Genomic DNA, 5,005 nt, shown 5'->3' on the forward strand with positions numbered 1-5,005 from the left:
GTCCTGCCGGATGTTCGCGATCGTGTGCGTCTTCGTTCCCTCAAGAAAGCCGCGGGTCCCGTGCGCGCAATCGCGCGCCGCTGAGACATTTTGGGAGCGCGCCATGGAGGAAGACCCGGACACGTACCGGATTTTGAGACTGCGCGCCGAGATCCTCGAACTGGGATCCGCGATCCGGCAATTGCAGCGCGAGGGTCTCGACGATGCCGCGGCCCAGCTTCTGATCGCACGCAAGCGGGCGCAGCTCGATCACCTCGTGAAGACGAACTCCGCGGGCGGTGGCCTGAACATCGCCGACATCCGGCGCAGCTGAAGCGCGCGCGGACGATGGCGTGAGAAGGATTGGAGCGAACACCAAAGCAAGAAGGCCCCGCGATCGCGGGGCCTTCGATGAACGGCGGCGAGCCTACTTGGCGTTGGTCGTGCCCTTGTTGTTCGTCATGGTGCCGCCCTGGTCGGAGCCGGGACCGGAGCCGCCCTGACCGGAGGGATCCGCGCTCTTGGATTTCGTGTTGGCGCCCGTCGTCTGCGAGGACGACGTCGAGGATTCATGTTTCGCCTTGTGCGACTTCGCCTGCGCGGCGAACGGGGCGGCGGCGAGGCCGGTTGCCAACATCATGGCGAGGGCGAGCTTGGTCGTCTTCATGCGCGGGAACTCCCTGAGTTAAAATGACGCAGGCAGCCAACTGCCATCCGCCGCCGGAGTTCCCGACAAAGCAGTTCGCAGGTTTCACGCGCGGTTCAAGATTCCTTGTCCTCGGCGATGATGAACACGATACCTGTGAGCATCGCGCCGATTGCGAAAGTCGTCACTAACGTGACGACGAAAACGGCAGCGGCCGAATCTCCGCCATGTTTCAGCAAATTTGCGACCGGCGGGTTGGATAGAATGAGCGCGAGACCGAAGGCGAGGCCGAGCGCCGCGCCCATCATCGCGTGCGTCATGATCGTGATGATGCCGGTTGGAGAGATCAGACTTCGCGACTTTTTCGGCGACTTTCTCACACGCATGGAACCGACCTCGATCATCCGTGCAACGCAGCCGGCGATTTCGGGTTCCATTGGCATGAACGATTTGTCACGTCGGGCTTCATCCGACGTTCATGCCGACCTTGCGACCATGGAAGCCGTCAACACGGGAACATTCGATATGGGTAAGGTTGTCTTTCTCTATCGCTCACTGGCCTATCGAAACGCGGCCGCCGATATGCTGCGCAAGGCGCGCAAGTTGCCACGCGGTGCCGAGCGAAGCGCGGCCCGCCGCTATGCGATGGCGTTACGCGATCTCGCGCAAACAGAAGCCTGGCTCGAAGGGCGCATCGCCCATGAACCGCGGTCGGTGCAGCGCATGAAAGTCGCCGCGTCGGGTTAACCCGACGCGCGCTGGAGCGCGAGGGAGGTGGCGGCGTCGAACTTGCCCTGCGCGGCCGCGGTCGGGGTCTTCCGGGTCAACGGCACTTCCAGGCGGCACAACAGGCCCTCGGCGCGCCAATCGAATTGCGCCTGTCCGCCGAGCTGGGACTCGACGCTCGCAAGCAGGCTCCGCGTGCCGAAGCCGCGAGATTTCGGCGTCCTCACAAGTGGGCCGCCGGATTCCTCCCAGATCAATGTGAGGTGGTCCTCCTTGACCTGCCAGCCGATCATGAGCCGCCCCGACCGCGTCGAGAGTGCGCCATACTTGGCCGAGTTGGTGAAAAGCTCGTGCAGCGCCAGCGCCAGCGTCTGGGCGGTTGCCGGCAGCAACTGAACCTCGGGCCCCGCCAGCTTGATCTGGCCGCCGAGCGAATAGGGCGCGAGTTCCTCGTCGATCAGCTTCGAGAGTTCGGCGCCCTGCCAGCTCGACAGCGACAGGATCGTATGCACGCGCGCCAGCGCGTTGATACGCCCCTCGACGGCGTTGACATAGGCCTTGACCTCGTCGGCTCGGGTGAGACGCACGATCGATTGCGCCAGCGCCAGCGCATTCTTGGCACGATGATCGACTTCGCGCGCCAGCAGATTCTGCCGCTCCTCGGCCCGCTTGCGGTCGGTGATGTCCACGGTGACACCGCTCACGCGCACCACGCGGCCGGCCTGGTCCACGGTTGCGGCCGCCGTGCCGACGCACCAGCGCACCTCGCCGTCGGGCCTGCTGACGCGAAACTCGCCTTCATAGGCGTGCGCCCCGGTGTTGAACGCGGCGATCGCCTGGCCAAACCGGTCGACGTCGTCAGGGTGCAGCAGAGCCTGGATGTTCGCCGAGGTGACGTTGAAGGTCTCCGGCGTCACGCCGAAAATGCGATACTGGCCCTCGTCCCACATCCAGTCGCCGTTGATCCAGTCCCAGTCCCAGGATCCCATCTTGCCGGCGGCGATCGCCATGCTGCGGCGCTGTTCGCTCTCGCGCAGCTTTGCGGTCGAGTTCTCCAGCTCGGCCGTGCGCGCGCGAACGCGATCCTCGAGTTCCTGGTTCAGCCGTTCGAGCTCGCGGGTCTTGCGATAGAGCTCGGCAAACACCTTGATCTTGGCGCGCAACACCTCCGGCACCACGGGCACAGGAACATAGTCGACCGCGCCCATCTCATAGCCGCGCAACCGGTCGATGTCGCTCACCTGAATGGCCGAGATGAAGATCATCGCCGTCTTCTGGAAGCGCGGATGCTCCCGGATCATCGCCGCGAGCTCGAAGCCATCGAGCTCGGGCATGCAGACGTCGACCAGGATCACCGCGATCTCGGTCTTGAGCAGCACCTCCAGCGCCTCGCGGCCGGACGAGGCGATCACGAGGTTCTCGCCCAGTTCCTTCAAGATCACCTCATAGGCGAGCAGCTTGGCCGGCTGGTCGTCGACGAGGAGGATGTTGACCTTTTCGTGGTCCATTCGCGCGTCCAGCTCAGCGGTGCAGCCACATGCGGATCGCAAGCAGCAATTGATCGGTGTTGACGGGCTTGGCGAGGTAGTCGGACGCGCCGGCTTCCAGGCATTTCTCGCGGTCGCCCTTCATTGCCTTGGCGGTCAACGCGATGATCGGCAGGCGCGCGAAGGCCGGATTTTCGCGGATCACGCCGATGGTCTGATAGCCATCCATCTGGGGCATCATGATGTCCATCAGCACGATGGCGATTTCCGGATTGGACTCGACCAGCGTCACCGCCTCGCGGCCGGTGGTCGCCGTCAGCACCTTCATTCCGCGCCGTTCCAGCACGCTCGACAGCGCGAAGATGTTCCGGGCGTCGTCGTCGACCAGCAGCGCGGTCTTGCCGATCAGGTCCTCGTCGGAACTGTTCAGCTTCTCCAGCATGCGCTGCTTCTCGACCGGCAGTTCCGTGATCACGCGGTGCAGGAACAATGCGGTCTCGTCGAGCAGGCGCTCGGGCGATTCCACGCCCTTGACCACGATGCTGCGCGCCATGGTGTGGAGCTCGGCATCTTCCTCCGCCGAGAGCTCGCGGCCGGTGAACACCACCACCGGAATGTTCGAAAGTGCTTCGTCGTGGCGGATCTGGTCCAGCACCTCGAAACCGCTCATGTCGGGCAGGCGCAGGTCCAGCACCACGCAATCGCAGGGCGCTTCGCGCAGCGTCGAGAGTGCGCCGGCGCCGGTGTCGGTCGTCACGATCTCGATGTCGTCGTGATGCAGGAGCTCGCGGATCGAGAGCCGCTCGGCCTCGTTGTCCTCGACGATCAGGAGCCGCTTGCGCCGCGGCCGCGCATATTCCTTGATCTGCGCCAGCGCGGCCGAAACCCCCTCGGTCGTCGTCGGCTTGTTGACGAAGGAGAACGCGCCGCGCGCCAGCGCATGCTGGCGGTCCTCGTCGAGCGTGATGATCTGCACGGGGATGTGGCGCGTCAGCGGATTGTGCTTGAGCTGGCTCAGCACCGTCCAGCCGAGCATGTCCGGCAGGAACACGTCCAGCGAGACCGCTCTCGGCTGGTATTGCTTGGCAAGTTCCAGCGCCTCGGCACCGCGAGCCGCGACCAGCACCTTGAAACCCTTGTCGCGCGCGAGATCGACCAGCACGCGTGCGTAATGCGGGTCGTCCTCTACGATCAGGAGGATGCTGTCGCCGGGTTCGAGATTGAGACGGTCGTCGGGAAGCTGCTCGATGACGCGCTGCTCGGGCGCCGTCGGTTGCAGCGCCGGTGGCTGGCTGTATTGCTGTGGCGTCGCGCGCGGCGCAAGTGTCGGGCCGGAATATTTCAACGGCAGATAAAGGATGAAGGACGAGCCCTTGCCCGGCGCGCTGCGCAGATGGATTTCGCCGCCGAGCAGGCTGGCGAGCTCGCGGCTGATGGCGAGGCCAAGGCCGGTGCCGCCATATTTGCGGCTGGTGCCGGCGTCGGCCTGCTGGAACGCCTCGAAGATCAGCTTCTGCTTCTCCAGGGGAATGCCGATGCCGGTATCGGACACCTCGAACGCGATCACGGCCGGCGCGGAATTCAGCACCGGGTGATCCGTTCCCCAGCCGCCGAGCGCGCCGCCGACCTTCAGGCGCACTTCGCCTTCGGCGGTGAACTTGAAGGCGTTGGAGAGCAGGTTCTTCAGGACCTGTTGCAGGCGCTTGGAGTCGGTGACGATGCTGCGCGCGAGGTTCGGGTCGACGTCGATCTTGAACGACAGGTTGCGGTTCTCCGCCTCGTGCCGGAACGGCCGCCCGACGGTTTCGAGCAGGTTCGCAGTCAGGATTTCCTCGGCGTCCACCGTCACCGTGCCGGACTCGATCTTGGAGAGATCGAGAATGTCGCTGATGAGGTTGAGCAGGTCGGTGCCGGCGCCGTGGATGGTGCGGGCGAATTCGACCTGCTTGGCCGAGAGGTTGCCGTCCGGATTGTCGGTGAGTTGCTGTCCCAGGATCAGGATCGAGTTCAGCGGTGTGCGCAGCTCGTGGCTCATATTGGCCAGGAATTCGGACTTGTACTTCGAGGTGAGGGCGAGCTCCGTCGCCTTCTCCTCGAGCGCACGGCGGGCCTGCTCGATTTCCTGGTTCTTGCGCTCGACCTCGACGTTGCGCTCGGCGAGCTGCTG

Annotated in this window: 6 protein-coding genes; 2 read left to right on the forward strand and 4 right to left on the reverse strand. The window is 64.6% G+C overall.

Annotation, left to right across the window (positions count from 1 at the left end):
- Positions 1-103 precede the first annotated feature (103 nt).
- A complete protein-coding gene (locus AC1D00_RS26295) occupies positions 104-313 on the forward strand; it encodes a hypothetical protein (protein ID WP_027546237.1) in 210 nt (69 codons plus the stop codon).
- 93 nt (positions 314-406) lie between these two features.
- On the opposite strand, the gene AC1D00_RS26300 is transcribed toward AC1D00_RS26295, so the two are convergent.
- Both AC1D00_RS26300 and AC1D00_RS26305 read right to left on the reverse strand, forming a co-directional pair.
- Positions 407-646 carry a hypothetical protein gene (locus tag AC1D00_RS26300; RefSeq protein ID WP_027546236.1) on the reverse strand — a complete coding sequence of 80 codons (240 nt, stop codon included), beginning with the start codon at positions 644-646 and terminating at the stop codon, positions 407-409.
- A gap of 95 nt (positions 647-741) precedes the next feature.
- The gene (locus tag AC1D00_RS26305; protein ID WP_477012660.1) at positions 742-1,011 is read right to left on the reverse strand and encodes a hypothetical protein; all 270 of its coding nucleotides are present in this window, start codon (positions 1,009-1,011) and stop codon (positions 742-744) included.
- On the opposite strand from AC1D00_RS26305, the gene AC1D00_RS26310 reads away from it, so the two are divergent.
- Positions 944-1,372, forward strand: a complete 429-nt coding sequence (locus AC1D00_RS26310) for a hypothetical protein (protein ID WP_477012661.1) — start codon at positions 944-946, stop codon at positions 1,370-1,372. The two genes, AC1D00_RS26305 and AC1D00_RS26310, sit on opposite strands and share 68 nt — an antisense overlap.
- Here the strand turns inward: AC1D00_RS26310 and AC1D00_RS26315 are convergent.
- On the reverse strand, positions 1,369-2,859 hold the full coding sequence (locus AC1D00_RS26315) for an HWE histidine kinase domain-containing protein (protein ID WP_404558331.1): 1,491 nt from the start codon (positions 2,857-2,859) through the stop codon (positions 1,369-1,371). The genes AC1D00_RS26310 and AC1D00_RS26315 overlap by 4 nt on opposite strands.
- A 13-nt stretch (positions 2,860-2,872) precedes the next feature.
- A partial coding sequence (locus AC1D00_RS26320; RefSeq protein WP_477012662.1) for a response regulator occupies positions 2,873-5,005 on the reverse strand: 2,133 nt, incomplete at its 5' end.

Source organism: Bradyrhizobium sp. P2_E8 (assembly GCF_056403875.1).